The sequence below is a fragment of the Myxococcus sp. AM009 genome, from assembly GCF_013372605.1.
Taxonomy (GTDB): Bacteria; Myxococcota; Myxococcia; order Myxococcales; family Myxococcaceae; genus Myxococcus; species Myxococcus vastator.
Window position 1 is genome coordinate 99,190 of record NZ_JABXEP010000001.1, and the last position, 14,420, is coordinate 113,609.

12 protein-coding genes are annotated in these 14,420 nt (G+C 71.3%); 8 read left to right on the forward strand and 4 right to left on the reverse strand.

Features of this window, described 5'->3' with window-relative positions; all coding sequences use genetic code 11:
* Positions 1-37: 37 nt before the first annotated feature.
* The 4 genes from HV824_RS00425 to HV824_RS00440 all read left to right on the forward strand — a co-directional run bounded on the left by HV824_RS00425 (position 38) and on the right by HV824_RS00440 (position 4,368).
* Positions 38-535, forward strand: coding sequence for an OsmC family protein (locus HV824_RS00425; RefSeq protein ID WP_176415023.1), 498 nt, complete (start codon positions 38-40; stop codon positions 533-535).
* 27 nt (positions 536-562) lie between these two features.
* Complete coding sequence (locus HV824_RS00430) at positions 563-1,978, forward strand: sigma-54 dependent transcriptional regulator (RefSeq protein ID WP_176415024.1); 1,416 nt, start codon at positions 563-565, stop codon at positions 1,976-1,978.
* Between the two features lie 84 nt (positions 1,979-2,062).
* Complete coding sequence (locus HV824_RS00435) at positions 2,063-2,458, forward strand: BlaI/MecI/CopY family transcriptional regulator (protein ID WP_176415025.1); 396 nt, start codon at positions 2,063-2,065, stop codon at positions 2,456-2,458.
* A complete protein-coding gene (locus HV824_RS00440; protein ID WP_217916976.1) occupies positions 2,458-4,368 on the forward strand; it encodes a M56 family metallopeptidase in 1,911 nt (636 codons plus the stop codon). Before HV824_RS00435 ends, HV824_RS00440 begins: the two co-directional genes overlap by 1 nt.
* Before the next feature lie 24 nt (positions 4,369-4,392).
* Here the strand turns inward: HV824_RS00440 and HV824_RS00445 are convergent, their stop codons facing one another.
* Genes HV824_RS00445 through HV824_RS00455 form a run of 3 tightly spaced genes read right to left on the reverse strand, consistent with a single transcriptional unit; the run spans position 4,393 to position 7,374 of the window.
* Entirely contained in the window at positions 4,393-5,499 is a 1,107-nt protein-coding gene (locus HV824_RS00445; protein ID WP_176415027.1) for a sensor histidine kinase, read from the reverse strand.
* Positions 5,496-6,209 carry a response regulator gene (locus HV824_RS00450; protein WP_176415028.1) on the reverse strand — a complete coding sequence of 238 codons (714 nt, stop codon included), beginning with the start codon at positions 6,207-6,209 and terminating at the stop codon, positions 5,496-5,498. Before HV824_RS00450 ends, HV824_RS00445 begins: the two co-directional genes overlap by 4 nt.
* A complete protein-coding gene (locus HV824_RS00455; protein WP_176415029.1) occupies positions 6,184-7,374 on the reverse strand; it encodes a sensor histidine kinase in 1,191 nt (396 codons plus the stop codon). Before HV824_RS00455 ends, HV824_RS00450 begins: the two co-directional genes overlap by 26 nt.
* Before the next feature lie 428 nt (positions 7,375-7,802).
* Here HV824_RS00455 and HV824_RS00460 point away from each other — a divergent pair, with 428 nt between their 5' ends.
* The 4 genes from HV824_RS00460 (at position 7,803) to HV824_RS00475 (ending at position 13,896) form a co-directional block, all read left to right on the forward strand.
* Positions 7,803-10,028, forward strand: a complete 2,226-nt coding sequence (locus tag HV824_RS00460) for a hypothetical protein (protein ID WP_176415030.1) — start codon at positions 7,803-7,805, stop codon at positions 10,026-10,028.
* 2 nt (positions 10,029-10,030) lie between these two features.
* Positions 10,031-10,522, forward strand: coding sequence for a hypothetical protein (locus HV824_RS00465; protein WP_176422410.1), 492 nt, complete (start codon positions 10,031-10,033; stop codon positions 10,520-10,522).
* On the forward strand, positions 10,513-11,535 hold the full coding sequence (locus tag HV824_RS00470) for a hypothetical protein (RefSeq protein ID WP_176422411.1): 1,023 nt from the start codon (positions 10,513-10,515) through the stop codon (positions 11,533-11,535). The genes HV824_RS00465 and HV824_RS00470 overlap by 10 nt, the downstream gene beginning before the upstream one ends.
* Before the next feature lie 102 nt (positions 11,536-11,637).
* Positions 11,638-13,896, forward strand: a complete 2,259-nt coding sequence (locus HV824_RS00475; protein WP_368738000.1) for a di-heme oxidoredictase family protein — start codon at positions 11,638-11,640, stop codon at positions 13,894-13,896.
* A gap of 32 nt (positions 13,897-13,928) precedes the next feature.
* On the opposite strand, the gene HV824_RS00480 is transcribed toward HV824_RS00475, so the two are convergent.
* Positions 13,929-14,411, reverse strand: coding sequence for a MerC domain-containing protein (locus tag HV824_RS00480; RefSeq protein WP_176415034.1), 483 nt, complete (start codon positions 14,409-14,411; stop codon positions 13,929-13,931).
* Positions 14,412-14,420 lie beyond the last annotated feature (9 nt).

The following is a 14,420-nucleotide window of genomic DNA, read 5'->3' on the forward strand; positions in this document are numbered from 1 at the left end:
GGGCACTGCCTGCTCAGGCTTCGGCGGAGGTGAGCTCGTGACGAACGTGACCATCACTGAATACGAAACGCGCCTCTATTGGCAAGGAGCGCGCGGCGCCGTGCTGACGAGCGACCGAGCGCCGCCCGTGCCCATTGGCCAGCCGCTGACCGGACAGGACGCGGTGGCCGTGGGCCCCTGGTCCCCGGAGGCCCTGCTCGTGGGCGCGGTGGAGGGGCGCACCCTGCTGGCGTTCCTGGAACACGCGCGGGAGGCGGACGTGCGCGTGCTCTTCTACCAAAGCTCCGCGGTGGCCCGCGTGGTGTCTGGCGTGGACGGGCCGCCGCACCTCACCGACCTCATCGTGCGCCCCCACGTGGCCGTGGCCACCGAGGCCGACGCGGAGGCCGTCCGCCTCATCTTCACCGAGCTCCCCGCGCACTGCTTCCCCAGCTCCGTCATCAACATCACTCCGCGCATCGAACCGGTGGTCGAGGCGTGGCACGCTCGTAGCAGCGGGCGAAGCGTGCCCGCCGCGATGGCCCCCGCATCCTGACCTGACAGCAAAGGCTCCACCTCCCCCATGTCCCCACAACGCATCCTGGTCGTCGACGATGAGGACAATGCCCGCCGGGCGATTGCCACCATCCTGAATGAGGAAGGCTACGATGTGGCCGAGGCCGCCAACGGCGCCGAGGCCCTGGTCCGCATCGGCGAGTTCTCCCCCGCGGTGGTGCTCACCGACGTGCGCATGCCGCAGATGGACGGCCTCACGCTGCTGAAGACGGCGCGCGAGCAGGGCAGCGACGCCACCTTCGTGATGATGACGGCGTTCGCCAGCGTGGAGACGGCCGTGGAGGCCATGAAGTCCGGCGCGGACAACTTCCTGCTCAAGCCGCTGGACGCGGACCAGGTGCTCGTCACCCTGGGCAAGGCGCTGGAGAAGCGCAGCCTGCGCCAGGAGGCCGAGGCCCTGAGAGATCAGGTGCGCTCGCGCGTCCGCCGCTTCCACGACATCATCGGTGAGTCGCCCCAACTCCAGGGCATCTACGACGTCATCCGCCGGACGGCGGGCACGCGCGCCACGGTGCTCATCCTGGGAGAGTCGGGCACGGGCAAGGAGTTGATTGCCCAGGCCCTGCACCAGGAGTCGCCACGCAAGGACAAGCCCTTCATCCGGGTGCACTGCGCGGCCCTGTCGGAGAACCTGTTGGAGAGCGAGCTGTTCGGTCACGAGAAGGGCTCATTCACCGGGGCGCTGGCCCGGAAGGAGGGCCGCTTCGAGCTGGCGGACGGCGGCACGCTGTTCCTGGACGAGATTGGAGAAATCTCCCCCGCCGTGCAGGTGAAGCTGCTGCGCGTGCTCCAGCAGCGTGAGTTCGAGCGCGTGGGTGGCACCCAGACGCTGAAGGTGGACGTGCGCATCGTCGCGGCCACGCACCGGGACCTGGTGGCCGAGGTGAAGGCGGGCCGGTTCCGCGAGGACCTCTACTACCGGCTCAACGTGGTGAGCGTGACGCTGCCGCCGCTGAGGGACCGCAAGAGCGACGTCCCCGCGCTGGTGAACCACTTCCTGGAGAAGTACAGCGATTCGTACGGCAAGCAGGTGCGGGGCCTGGCGCCCGGGACGCTCCAGGCGCTGCTGTCCCATGACTGGCCGGGCAACATCCGCGAGCTGGAGAACGCCATCGAGCGCGCGGTGGTGCTGGCGCAGGAGCAAGAGCTGAGCACGGATGACCTGCCGCCCGTGCTGCGGGGGCCTCGGCCGCACGGGACGTCCACGGGGGCGCTCATCCCGGGCGCCACGCTGGCGGCGATTGAACGCGAGGCCATCCTGCGCACGCTGGAGATGGTGCAGGGCTCCACGTCACGGGCCGCCGAGGTGCTGGGCATCAGCGTGCGGAAGATTCAGTACCGGCTCAAGGAGTACGGCACGCCGGGCGGCGCGCCGCTGAAGGCCTTGGCCGACGAGGCGGATGACCTGGCCGCGGAGTCGTAGCGGCTTTGGGCAAGGCCTTCCAGGACCGGACATCTACGACGGCCGTCGTTGACTCTTACGACGGCCGTCGTAATACTCCGCGAGATGACCACCCACGCCCTCCCGCAGCCGACGCGTGCCGAGCTGGCCATCCTCCGTGTGCTCTGGAAGCAGGGCCCCAGCACCGTCCGGCAGGTGCACGAGCTGCTCCGCGGCACCCAGGACAAGGACACCGGCTACACCACGGTCCTCAAGCTCCTCCAGAACATGACGGAGAAAGGCATCGTCCAGCGTGACGAGAGCGAGCGGACCCATGTCTATGAAGCCGCCATCAGCGAGACGCGCACCCAGCGCGACCTCCTGCGCGACTTGATGGACCGGGCCTTCGGGGGGTCGGCCACGTCGGTCGTGGCCCAGGCGCTGTCCATGAAGCGCGCTTCCGCCGAGGAGCTGGCGGAGATTCGCAGGCTGCTCGACGCACACGAAAAGCGGGGGATGTGATGGACGCGCGTTATCTCCACGCCTTGGAACAGGCCCTGCTCGGCTTCCTGTGGCAGGGCGCGGCGGTGGCCCTGGCCGTCGCGGGTATCCTGGCCCTGACGCCGCAGCGCGCCGCGCGGACGCGCTACGCCACCGCGTGCCTGGGGCTGGTGGCCATGGCCGTGCTGCCCGTGGTGACGTTCCTGAAGGCGCTGGCGGAGGCCTCGCGCGCCGTGACGTTCGGCGCCTTCGACTCCCTGGCCCAGCCCAGCATGCTGACCGTGGTCACGACGGAGTCCGCGTCCCTGGCGGCGACGCACTGGACGGAGGTGCTCCGGCCCTGGCTGCTGCCGGCTTGGTGCTGCGGTGTTTTCCTCCTGTCGGCCCGGACCGTGGTCGCGTGGGTCATCACCCACCGGCTGGCCCGGCAGGAGACGCAGGCCCCCTCCGCCCCCTGGCGCGAGGCGCTGACGCGTGCGTTGCGCCACGTCCGACTCTCCCGGACCGTGCGCCTGCTGGCCTCGGCCCGCGTCGACGTGCCCATGGTCATCGGCCTGTGGCGCCCCCTCATCCTGGTGCCGGCGGGTGCCCTCACCGGGCTGTCCTCCGCGCAGCTGGAGGCCATCCTCGCCCATGAGCTGGCCCACATCCGGCGCCACGACTACCTGGTCAACCTCCTCCAGTCCTTCGTCGAAACGCTCCTCTTCTACCACCCGGCCGTCTGGTGGCTGTCCCACCGCATCCGCGAGGAGCGTGAGCACTGCGCGGATGACCTGGCCGTCCAGTGCTGTGGAGATGCGCTGCTCTACGCCCGCGCCCTGGCCCACATCGAGGAGCTGCGCCTGGCCCCTTCACCTCACCCCGCCCTGGGCGTCAGCGACGGCTCGCTGCTGATGCGCGTGCGCCGCCTGCTGTCCGTGTCCGAGGGAATGACGCCGCGCCGGTCCTGGCGACTCGCCAGCGGGCTGGGCAGCGCCGTGCTCGCCGTGGCCCTGGGGTCGTCGCAGTTGCCGGAGACGGCCCATGCCACGGAGCCTGTGAACGCGCCGTCCCTCCTCGTGGAGGCAACACCCGGCACGAGGCAGCGCCTGTCCAGCCCCCTGCCCATGCACCACCTGCTCGTGGCCCCGGCGACCTTCTCCGCCCAGGCCCGGCAGGCCCCCGCGCCCGTCGAGCGCCCGAAGGCGGCGGCGAAGGCGGAGCGAGCACCCGCGGCGAGGGCCCGCTCCACGAAGCCCGCGCCCCTGCTCATCCCGGACACGGCGACGATTGCCCGCACGGAGCTGTCGCGCGTGCCCTACTCGCTCGACGGGGAGCCGGCCTCGCCCGTCCTGCTCGAGGCCCCCCTGGAGTCACCCGAGGCCGCCCTGGCCGAGGCCGCCTCCGCGCACGCCGATGAACACGCCGCCGAGCTGCCCCGGGTGGTCGTCTCCGCGCCCGCTCCTTCACGGGCGTCCGCGTTCGACACCGTCTACAAGGCCATGAAGGCGTCGGCCCCCGTCAAGACGCTCCGACCCGGCATCACCCCGCCCCGGTTCCTCTCGGGCGAGCGCATCCACCTCCCCAACATCGCCTACGGGATTCAGTCCCACTTCGGGGGCTTCCCCAAGGGCGCGGTGGTGGCCCGCTGCATCATCACCGCGCAGGGCTCCGTCACCGAGTGCCAGCCCATCCAGGGTCTGCGGGGCCTGGAGGAAGGCGTCATCCGCACGCTCTCCACCTGGCGCTACGAGCCCGCCACGCTCAACGGGAAGCCCGTGGCCGTGCGCTACGTCTTCGACATCTGGTTCACGAAGGATCCGGGTGGCGGAACGAGCGAGTCCCGACAGCTCGCGGGGCTCGACCTCTCCGACGTGGTGGGCGCCGCGGCCCCACGGACGTGCGACGACTGCGACGCCTTCGAGTTCCACAGCCCGACGGCGCAGCGGTAGCGTCCCGCCTGCCGCTGACGGGCCCTACCCCGCCAGCGGCAGCCGGAGGATGAAGCGGGCGCCCCCACCGGGCGCCGTGTCCACCTCCAGCGAACCGCCATGCTGCGTGACGATGGCATGGACGATGGACAGCCCCAGCCCCGAGCCCTGGGCCTTCGTGGTGAAGAAGGGCTCGAAGATGCGATCCCGGACCTCCTGGGGAACGCCCGGGCCGCTGTCGTCCACGGTGAGCCACACGCGCCCGCCCTCGTGCCCCGCGGACAGCGTCACGCGGCCCCCCGCGGGCGTGGCCTCCAGCGCGTTGAGGCACAGGTTGATGAGCACCTGACGCAGCCGCTCCTCCTCGCCCGCCACCGACGACACCGGCGCCTCGCGCGGCGTGAGCTCCAGCGACACCTTGCGGGACGCGGCCTGTCCGCTCAGCAGGTCCACCACCCGCCGCAGCAGCTCGTTCACATCCACGGCGGCGGGACGAAACTCGCGAGGCCGCGCGAACTGGAGGAAGTCCTCCAGGACGTGGTCCAGGCGGCGGATCTCATCACGCACCAACAGCAGGGGCTCCAGCAAGGGCGCCTGCTGTCCGTCTGGCAGCCGCCGCAGCCGCCGCTCGAGCACGGAGAGCTGGAGCGCCGCCGCGTTCAGTGGGTTGCGGATCTCGTGGGACAGGCCCGCTGTCATCGTCCCCACCGCCGCCAGCTTCTCCGTCACCTGGGCGCGCCGTGCCAGCTCGCGCTTCTCCGCGTGCAGACGCACCTGCCGCATCGCCTGCTCCAACGTCAGCAGCAGCTCCTGCGGCGCGCACGGCTTCATCAGATATGCACACGCGCCCGCCCGCACCGCGGCCACCGCCGTCTCCAGCGTGGCGAAGCCCGTGAGCAGCACCACCTCCGAGTCCGGCGAGGCGGCCTTCAGCTCGGCGGCCAGCGCCGTCCCATCTCCGTCCGGCAGGCGCAGGTCCACCAGGGCCACGTCGAAGCCCTCGCGGGCCCGCGCGTGCGCCGCCTTGCAGCTGGACGCACCTCGGACGGCGTAGCCCGCGTCCCCGAGCAGCTCCTCCAAGTTGTCCAGGAAGGCCGCGTTGTCATCCACCACCAGGACGGACGGAAGGGACGGAGGGGTGGGCTCGCTCATGAGGCGTGGGTGGGGCGTGCCGCGTGCGCCGTCTCCAGCACCTCCAGCAGCGCGCCCGGGTCGAAGGGTTTGGAGAAGACGCCTGTGGCCCCATCGAGCGGGGCCGCGTCGGGATAGGCGGTGATGACGAACGTGGGCAGGCGCGGATAACGCGCGCGAAGCCGGCGCAGGGCCTCGCCATCCGGCCCACCGGGAACGCGCAGGTCCACCAGCGCCGCGAAGGGGCGCACACAGAGGATGCGGTCCGCGTCCAGCACCGAGGCCGCCGTCACACAGGAGAAGCCGCGCCCGCGCAGCAGCTCGGCGAGGTTGTCGCTCAGCGCCGGGTCGTCCTCCACCAGCACCACCAGCCCATCCCGGCGAGCACCGGACAGCAGCTCCACCAACGTGGGGATGGGCACGGGCTTGGGCAGCACCGCGAGCAGTCCTTCCCGCCGGGCCGTCTCCAAATCGTCCTGGCGTGGGTACGCGGTGATGACCACCGCGGCCAGGCCCGGGTCCACGCGGCGGAGGTGGTGCACGGCATCCGCGCCGCTCATGCCGGGCATGCGCATGTCCGTCAGCAGGGCGTCGAAGCGCGTGGTGCGGGCCAGCCGCACGGCCTCGTCGCCGCTGGTGACGACGGTGGCCGCGTCCCCGGCGTCACGGAGGATCTCCGCGAGGTTCTCCGCGAACGCCCGGTTGTCATCCAGCAGGAGGTATTGGCGCACGCGTCTCCTCCGAAGCGATGAGGGAAAGCCGAATCACGAAGCGCGCCCCCGCACCGGGACGGGGGGCATACGCGATGCCCCCCCCATGCCGCTCCAGGATGCGCTTGACCAGCGGGAGCCCGAGCCCGATGCCGCGCGCCTTCGTCGTCATCAGCGGCTCGAAGAGGCGGCGGCGGATGACGTCGCTGACGCCCGGCCCGGAGTCCTCCAGCACCAGCTCCACCATCCCCGGCTCGCTCGTGGCGGCGGACAGCGACACCGTCCCGCCCGTCTCCTCCAAGGCCTGGACGGCATTGTCGAGCAGGTTCACGAACACCTGGCGCAGCTGCCCCGCGTCTCCCTGCACCGCGGGCAATGAGGTCAGGCCCTCCGCGCTCACGGTGACCGTGTCGGGCCGCTGCACGGCCTTGAGCGCCTCCTGCCAGACCTCGTCCAGCCAGACCTCCTGCCAGTGCAGGGGTCGGTCCCGAATCATGTCCAGCAGGTCGGAGACGATGCGGTTGGCGATGCCCACCTGGTCGCCAATGCGGTCCAGGTGCTTCGTCGTGCGCTCGTCCACGGCCCCCGGGCGGCCACGGAGGATGTAGAGCGACGTCTCGATGACGCCCAGCGGATTGCGCAGCTCGTGGCCGATGGAGCCCACCAGCTGGCCAAACGTCGACAGCCGCTCGCTGCGCGCCTGCTGCGCCAGCAGGTCCTCCCGGTACGTGTGGAGCATGATGGCCAGCTCCAGGTCCAGAATCTTCCCCAACGCGGAGCGGGCCGCCCGGAGCGCCACGGGCTGATCCAGGTAGGTGGCGTCGATGTGGCTGTTGAACTCCTGCCGCAGGACGTTCATCGCGCCGAACATGTAGTGCTGTGGCAACGCGATGCGCACGTGCATGCGGCCAATGCGGCAGCGCAGCGCGTAGTAGGCCTCGTCCCAGGGGCCGCGGAGGAGCTGGTCCATCCACACCTGCAGGGTGCCGCGCAGGTGGCCCACCTGGCTCTCTCCTCCTTCGAGCGCCTGCCGGGCCCTCTCATGCTCCAGGATGCGGTCGTAGAAGACGCGAGCGAAGCGCGGGAAGTGGGGCTTCGCGGTGGCGTGCAAGGTCACGAGAGCCTGCTCGTCGACCGAGCTGAACCCCACATACCGCTTCAATTCCTCGAACAAGGTTTCCGCCATGAGTCCTGGGGTGCGAGCCTATCCGCGCTGAACGCCTGAGAGCAGGAACTTCCTCCCCCGCATCGTATCGGCTCGGCACGCCGCCCAGGGGTCACCTCCCGCGAGTCCAAGGACTCCGCCGGGGACATGAACTGGACCGCGAGCCTGGCCATTCCGGCCCGGCGGGAACTCTTCAGCAAGCCCCAGGCCAGTACCTGTGCGCGTGGGAAGACATGAAGACGCGCGCAAGCTGTGCGCGCCCCCCCCCCTCGTCCAGCTCCGCTCCGCGCAAGGCTTGCGCGCGCCTGAGCTCACGGCAAATCCGGACAACAGAGAACTCCTGTCCGCGTCGCCCGACTCCGCGCGGGAACGACACCGCTCCAGTTCACCATCTTCGTTGCAAATGAAACACGATTACAATAACCAGAATGCCTCACCCACGAGGCACCATGAATTTCAGAAGCACGAGGACGTGGCTTTTCCGGTGGACGCTCACCTCGGCCCTGCTCCTGCTGGGCTCGGCGTGCAGCAACACGTCCACTCCCGCGGAACCCGATGCCGGCGTTCGACCGGACGCGGGGACGACACCGGACGCAGGCTCGCTGCCAGACGGCGGCGTGGTTGAAACACGCGACACCCTGGAGTTGCTGGCGGGAAACACGGCCACGGGCTTCGTGGACGGCCTGGGGACGGCGGCGCGCTTCAGCGGCCCGGCGGGAGCGGTGCTGACGCCGGACGGCGCGTTCGTCTACGTGGCGGACACGTTCAACAACCTGCTGCGGCGTATCGACACCACCACGGGCGACGTCGTGACGCTGGCGGGTCGCGTGCAGCAGATGGGCGCCGTGGACGGCACGGGCACTGAGGCACGCTTCAAGAGTCCGCGCGCGCTGGCCTACGCCCCGGACGGCAGCGCCCTGTACCTGGCGGATGGCCCCACCCTCCGCAAGATTTCCTTGCCGGACGCGCAGGTGTCGACGCTCGCCGGCAGCCCGGACTCACCGGGGAACGTGGACGGCGTGGGTGACGAGGCGCGACTGGGCTCGCTCCTCCACAGCCTGGCCATCTCCGAGGACGGCGCCACGCTCTACATCGCGGACCGCACCAACCGCGTGCTCCGGACACTGGACCTGGCCAGCCGGCGGGTGAGCACCGTGGCGGGGACCCGCTACACCGGCGCGGAGCAGAGCGTGGATGCGCGCGGCGCGGCGGCGCGCTTCAGCGGCCTGGGCGGCATCGTCCGCGTGGGCACCAACCTCTACGTGGCGGACACCTTCAACCATACGGTGCGCCGGGTCGACCTGACGACGTTCGACGTCGCCACCCTGGCGGGCACCGCGGGAGAGGCTGGGGCACAGGACGGCGTAGGGGCCGCGGCGCGCTTCGACACACCCCAGTCGCTGACGGGCGACGCCTCCTTCCTGTACATCACCGGTTGGGACGGGCTGCTGCGGCGCGTGGCCTTGGCGGATGGGAGCACCACCACCCTGCTTGGCAACGCGGACGACGTGCGCCCGGTGGATGGCATCGGTGAAGCGGTGCGGCTGGGCATCGCCTTCGGTCCGCCGCTGCTCGACGCCGCGCGCGGCATCCTCTATTACAACGACCGCGACGCCAACGCCTTGCGCCGGCTGGACCTGGTCACGCTGGAGATGACGACGCTCGCGGGCGCCGCGCAGCCGTCCGGCAGCGCCGATGGCCCGGGTAGCCAGGCCCGCTTCGACAGCCCCTCCGCCATCGTCGCGGGGGACGGCGCCTGGTTCGTCGCCGACACGTACAACCACACGGTGCGCGCCGTGGCGTTCGCCACTGGGGAGACGCGGACCCTGGTGGGCAGGCCCAGGACGTCCGGCGGCGTGGACGGCCCCGGGGAGACGGCGACGCTGAGCTATCCGGTGGGGCTCGCCTGGCACGCGGCCACGCAGCGGCTCTACGTCGCGGACATGGGCGCTCACACCGTGCGCGCCATCGACCTGCAAACCCGGACCGTGCGCACGCTGGCGGGAGCGGCGGACGAGGCCGGCGCCACCGACGGCGAAGGTTCCGCCGCGCGCTTCTCCAGCCCGCAGCACCTCGCGCTGTCACCGGATGGCCTCACGTTGTACGTCGCGGACTCGGGAAACGGCACCGTGCGCGCCATCACCACGGCCACGGGCGGGGTGACGACGCTGGCCGGTGCGGCGGGCGAGCAAGGCACCGTGGACGGCGTGGGCGCCGCCGCGCGCTTCCGGGAGCCGGCGGGCCTCGCGCTGGACGCGGCGGCTGGCCGCCTCTACGTGGCCGACGCCACCGCCCAGACACTGCGCTCCATCACCCTGGCCACCGGCGAGGTGACGACCGTCGCCGGGCAGGACCGGACCACGGGCGTGGTGGACGGCACCGTGGCGGAGGCCCTCTTCAAGGGGCCTTCCGGAGTCGCGTTGAACGCGGCGGGCACGCGCCTCTACGTCGCCGACAGCGGCAACCACGTCATCCGGTCGGTGAATCTGGAGGCGGGCACGGTGTCCACGTGGCTGGGCAATCCCGTGCGCAGCGGGGGCATCGGCCCCGGGCAGCGGGTGGCCTTCCGCGAGGCGACGCTCTACTTCCCGCAGTCGGTGGCGGTGGGTGAGCAGGACATCGCGCTCCTCTCCGACCACGGCGTCTACCTGGCGCGGCCCCAGGCGGCGCCGTGAGGATGCCGCGCCTCTTGTGCGTCACCACGGCGGCGTGGCTCGCGGGCTGCGGCGGAGAGAGCGGCCCCGCCGAGGAGCCCCCTGCGGAGAGGACTCCGCGCGTGGCCGTTGGCGTCGGGCGGCCGGGCCAATACGCTCCCGTGCAGCCCGGTGACACGCTGCGGCTGCAGCGCGGGTGTCAGGGCAGCCAGCACGTCTTCGTGTCGCTCCAGGCCTGGAGCCTGGAGCCCCTCACCGCCACGGTGTCGCTGTCGCTCACGCGTCAGTCGGATGGCCAGCGGGTGTCGCTGCCCTACCAGTTGCGCCTGCCGTTCGAGCCCGCGACGGAGCAGCGCCCCGCGATGCTCTCCGGCCTGCTGCTCGTCGTCCCGGAGCCCTCCGAGGCGCTGGGGGAGCGCGTCACCCTGGAGGCGCGGCTGGAGGACGCGGGCGGCCAGTCCGCGACCGCCTCCCGGGAGGGCGTCGTTCAGTGGGGGCCAGACGCATGCCCGTGAAGCGCCTGTCTGGCCTCATGGGGGCCGCCTTGTGGTGGGCGCTCGCCACCGGCTGTGGCGAGCCCGCGCCCACTCCGGAACCGGACGCGCCCGCGGGCTGGACACCCGCGTTCGACGCGACGGACGCGGGCTGGCTGATGAACGTCTCCGCGCCCCCCGGCGGCCCGCTGCTCGCCGTGGGGGGGCGCTTCGACCAGGGAGCCATGTACCAGCGGCGCGCCGACGGCTGGGCACTGGTGTCATTCACCGAAGCGGTACCGCTGCTCAACTGGAGCCACGGCTTCGGCCCGGACGACGTCTGGGTGGTGGGCAATGAAGGCACGGTGCTGCACGGTGATGGCGTGCAGTGGCGGCGCGTGCCGGTGCCCACGGACCAGGACCTCTGGGGCATCTGGGGCGCCGCGCCGGATGACCTCTGGGCGGTCGGCGGTCGCGGCCGCCAGGCGGGCGACGCCACCCTGCTCCACTTCGACGGTCGCGAGTGGACGGGGGTGCAGGTGCCGCCGCTCCAGCGTGACCGCGTGGACGCCTTCTACAAGGTCTGGGGCAGCGCGCACGATGACGTCTGGGTCGTGGGCCAGAAGGGCGCCGTCCTGCACTGGGACGGCACGGCCTGGACCGAGCACTTCGTGGGCATCAGCGACGACCTCATCTCCGTCTGGGGCGCCGGGCGGGAGCGAGTCATCGTCGTGGGCGGACGCAGCAACGGCGTCGTGGCCCGATGGGATGGCCAGGCCTGGACCTCCCGCGAGCTGGCACCGCTGCCCGGCCTCAATGGGGTGTGGATGCGCACGCCCTCCGTGGCGCACGTGGTGGGCATCGAAGGGACGCTGGCGGTGCTGGACGTGGACACGCTCACCGCCCACCCCGTGCCCGCCACCACGCGGCTCACCTTCCACAGTGTGTTCGGCGACGCGTCCGGAAACCTGACCGCCGTGGGCGGCAATCTGGGCGCGTTGGCGGATGCGTACCAGGGCCTTGCCTGGACCCGGCCGCTGGGTCCCAACGAGTAATCACCCGAGACAACGACGATGACAAAGATGACACGCTGGATGCGTGGGCTGGGTTGCGCACTGGGACTCGTGGGGTGCTCGCCCACGGCCTCGGAGACACCCGTGCCCCAAGAACCCCGGATTGCCCCAGACATCTTCGGCGCCCTGGGGGACGTGATTCCCTTCGCGACGCCGGAGCAACGGGAGAGCTTCGAGCGGGGACGCCAGGTGATGCTGCGCCGCTTCACGCCGGAGGAAGGCCTGGGCCCCTCCTTCAACGTGGCGAGCTGCGTGAACTGCCACGAGAAGCCCGTGGTCGGTGGCGGCGCTGGCCGGTACCGCAACTTCTTGTTGGTGGGCCAGACACTGCCGGATGGCTCCTTCGTCCCCACCGGCGTCAATGGCGTGCAGCCACACTTCACGCTGGAGGGCGTGCGCCGTCCCACAGACGACGCCACCAACACCCTGGCCACCCGCAACCCCATCCCCTTCTTTGGCGTGGGCCTGCTGGCGGAGATTCCCGACGAGGTCATCCTGCGCAACGCGGACCCTGACGACTCGGACGGCGACGGCATCAGCGGCCGGCCCAACTACGACCGCGGCTTCGTCGGGCGCTTCGGCCGGAAGTCGCAGACGGTGTCCATCGAGGGCTTCATCCGTGGCCCTGTCTTCAACCACATGGGCCTCACCTCCAACCCCCTGTCGGAGGAAGCCAAGGCACGCCTTCCGGTGCCCAGCGCGCTGGATGGACTGCCTGGCGCCAGTCGGCGCGCGGACGGCCTGCGCACGGTGCGCCAGGCCCAGGCGGCGGCCCCCGACGAGCCCACCGTGGATGATGACGGGGTGACAGATCCGGAGATGAGCGAGCAGGAGCTGTTCGACCTGGTGTCCTTCTCCATGCTCACGGCGGCGCCTCGGCCGGACGCGCCCACGCCAGCGTCGGTGGCCGGGCAGCAGCTCTTTACCCAGCTTCGCTGCGATGCCTGCCACGTGCCCGCGTTGGAGGGACCTCGTGGGCTCATCCCGCTCTACAGTGACCTGCTCCTGCACGACATGGGGCCGGCGCTGGACGACGGCATCGTGATGAAGCTGGCGGGTGGCTCGGAGTTCCGGACCCAGCCGCTGTGGGGCATCGCCGCCGCGGGCCCCTACCTGCACGACGGCCGCGCGGATGACCTGGACGAGGCCATCCGTCTCCACGGGGGTGAAGGCCAACGCTCGCGGGACGCCTACGTCGCCCTGAGCCACGCGGAGCAGGCGCGCGTCATCCACTTCCTGGAGTCCCTGGGCGGGCGTGAACAACGCAGCGATGGCATGTTGCCGCAAGACGCGCCGGTGCCTCCCACCGGCGACTGGGGGGGGCCCGCGGCCGCGCTCAACGCGCGGGACCAGGAGCGCTTCCGCCAGGGCCAGCACCTGTTCGACCGGGACTTCGGCCTCCGCGAAGGCGTGGGCCCCCACTTCAATGGCGACTCATGCCGTGCCTGTCACTTCGACCCGGTGCCGGGGGGCGCGGGAGGCCTGGACCTGGATGTCACGCGCCAGGGCATCTTCGTGGACGGCACCTTCGTCTACCCCATGGCCGGCACCATGGCGCACCGGCACGGCGCGGTGGACGCTCGGCCGCCGTTGGACCCGCGCAGCAACTTCTTCGAGCGACGTCAGACGCCCTCTGTGCTGGGCCTGGGGCTCATCGAGCTCATCCCCGCGGCGCGCATCCTCGCCAACGAAGACCCCGATGACGTCGACGGCGACGGGATTCGCGGCCGGGCCCATCGCCTGGCCGACGGCCGGCTGGGGCGCTTCGGCTGGAAGGCCAATGTGCCCACCGTGCACGAGTTCGTTCGCGACGCGCTCAGCAACGAGCTGGGACTGACGCTGGTCGACGAGCCAGGGCGCACCTTCGGCACCGCGCGGGATGACGACGACGTCGCGGACCCGGAGGTGGGGCTGCCCACCATTGAAACCCTCACCTTCTATCTGGCCTCGCTGGCGCCTCCGCCTCGCACCAGTGCCCGACCGGACCTGGACGACGCGGGCCTCGCGCTGTTCCATGACGTGGGCTGCGCGAAGTGTCATGTCCCCGCCTTCCCGACGACGGATGGCCGCGACGTCCGCCTCTTCAGCGACCTGCTCCTGCATGACGTGATGCGCGACGGACGCCGGGGCGTGGAGGACGGGGAGGCCAAGGTGAACGAGCTGCGCACCCCGCCGCTGTGGGGCCTTGCCCAGACGGCGCCCTACCTCCACGACGGCGCCGCCAGCACCGTGGCCAGCGCCATCACCCTGCATGGCGGCGAGGCGGAGTCCTCACGGCGCGCCTACGAAGCCCTCTCGGCGCCGGAGCGAGACGCCCTGCTCGCGTTCCTCCAGACGCTCTGAGTGCCGTTCCGGAGCCCCGCCGTCCCGCCCGCTCAGGGCTGGACGGCGGGGCGTTCGGAAGCGGAACCGCGGGTGAAGAGCTGGCGCCAGACACGGCGCTCCCACAGGCCCCCCGCGAGCAACACCACCACCCCGCTCCAAGTCAGCACCGGGTCCTCTTCCAGTGCATGCCCCAGCACCAGGAGCGAGCACCCCGCGGCAGTCACCAGCAGCGGGCCCACCCGCCGCAGCCGCCGCGACCGCCAGCCACTCACGGCCAATGACACGGTGACGGCCACGACGAGCATCACCTGGTGCGCGGACTCCGTCAGCGACAGCCCCACGCCGAGGAACGACAGCACCTGCGCGTAGGCCGCCAGGCAGGTGGGGCACAGCGCACACGCCAGCAACGGCACCAGCATCGACCAGCGGCCTCCCGGCACCTTCACGGGCTCGGTCGGGTCGGTAGCGGCTTGCCCTCGGTGATGAGCGCAGTCGCAGGCCGCATCAGGGACGGAGGAAGAGGAGGAGCGCATCACGGTCAT

What these genes read in the sequence shown, in the direction of transcription:
- HV824_RS00440 (WP_217916976.1), top strand. Translation starts at nt 2,458, where the DNA reads ATGGACGCGCGTTATCTCCACGCCTTGGAACAGGCCCTGCTCGGCTTC.
- HV824_RS00430 (WP_176415024.1), top strand. Translation starts at nt 563, where the DNA reads ATGTCCCCACAACGCATCCTGGTCGTCGACGATGAGGACAATGCCCGC.
- HV824_RS00445 (WP_176415027.1), bottom strand. Translation starts at nt 5,499, where the DNA reads ATGAGCGAGCCCACCCCTCCGTCCCTTCCGTCCGTCCTGGTGGTGGAT.
- HV824_RS00435 (WP_176415025.1), top strand. Translation starts at nt 2,063, where the DNA reads ATGACCACCCACGCCCTCCCGCAGCCGACGCGTGCCGAGCTGGCCATC.
- HV824_RS00470 (WP_176422411.1), top strand. Translation starts at nt 10,513, where the DNA reads ATGCCCGTGAAGCGCCTGTCTGGCCTCATGGGGGCCGCCTTGTGGTGG.
- HV824_RS00460 (WP_176415030.1), top strand. Translation starts at nt 7,803, where the DNA reads ATGAATTTCAGAAGCACGAGGACGTGGCTTTTCCGGTGGACGCTCACC.
- HV824_RS00455 (WP_176415029.1), bottom strand. Translation starts at nt 7,374, where the DNA reads ATGGCGGAAACCTTGTTCGAGGAATTGAAGCGGTATGTGGGGTTCAGC.
- HV824_RS00465 (WP_176422410.1), top strand. Translation starts at nt 10,031, where the DNA reads ATGCCGCGCCTCTTGTGCGTCACCACGGCGGCGTGGCTCGCGGGCTGC.
- HV824_RS00480 (WP_176415034.1), bottom strand. Translation starts at nt 14,411, where the DNA reads ATGCGCTCCTCCTCTTCCTCCGTCCCTGATGCGGCCTGCGACTGCGCT.